Here is a 1,015-nt window from a genome sequence, read left to right on the forward strand (position 1 = left end):
GCAGCGCCACCGCCACGGCGATCAGGGCCAGGGCGGCCGCCAGGCGTCCGGCCAGATAGCCGCCGGCGGGCAGCGGCGCGATCTGCTTCAGCTCGATCAGCCTGGCCTCGCGCTCGGCGGCCACGGCCGCGCCGAAGCCGAACATGGCCGGCGCGATCGAGGCGAAGATCACATAGTTGGCCAGCATGGCGTGCGCCGCCTCCTCATGGCCGTGGCTCAGACCCAAGCCGATGACGCCGTAGAACAGCAGCGGCAAGGCCAGGCTGGGGATCAGAAATTGCGGCGTCCGCCAGGTCGAGAGGATCTGGGTGCGGGCTTCTCGGCCATAGACGGCCAGGGTGTGAAAGAGCGACATCTCAGGCGGCCTCGATCTGGCGTTGGGTTTGGGGAAATGCGGCGCCGGTCTGGACCAGACGCGTGACGGCGTCCTCCAGCGAAGCGCCGGAGACGGTCAGGTCGTCGATCGTCTCGTCGCGCGCCAGCAGCTCGCGCAGGGTGGCCGGCGCCGAGGAGGTCAGCAGAGTGACGCGGCCGCCGTCGCGACTGACGCCCGTGACATGCGCCAGAGCCGACAGGTCGCCGTCCGACAGGCGGGTGCGACAGCGGATGGCGACGCCGGAAACGCGGGCCTTGATGGCCTCGGGCGCAGGCGAGCGCGCTGCGGTCTTCTCGCCCTCCGGCTCGGGCAGCTCGGCCTGCACGGACACAGGCACGGGAATGGTGGCCGGGCCGAAATCGCCGGGGTCCACGTCCTCATGCAGCTCGTACGTGACGCCAGGGCGCATCTGCGCGCCGCGCTGCACATAGGGCGAGGCCAGCGTATCCGGGCCACGGCGATCATCCGGCGACGGCGCAGGCCGGTGTTCACGCAGGCTGGGTGCCATGGGCCGCGTGGGCCGATGGGGGTCCAGGGAATGCGGCAGGGTGTTGATCCCGTCATCGTGCGAATGCGGCGGGCTCGACGGCACGGGGTCCTGCGACGAACGCTCCACCGATTCCCGCCAGGCATCCGGCT

2 protein-coding genes are annotated in these 1,015 nt (G+C 71.0%); both read right to left on the reverse strand.

Annotated features, from left to right (window positions below; translation table 11 throughout):
• Positions 1 to 355: hypothetical protein (locus tag NKJ21_RS27630; RefSeq protein WP_254733494.1), on the reverse strand; the 355-nt coding region annotated here is incomplete at its 3' end.
• Between the two features lies 1 nt (position 356).
• Positions 357 to 1,015, reverse strand: a 659-nt coding sequence (locus tag NKJ21_RS27635) for a hypothetical protein (protein WP_254733495.1), incomplete at its 5' end; no start/stop codon positions are given.

This window comes from Klebsiella sp. SWET4 (assembly GCF_024296565.1).
GTDB classification, from domain to species: Bacteria; Pseudomonadota; Gammaproteobacteria; order Enterobacterales; family Enterobacteriaceae; genus Klebsiella; species Klebsiella variicola.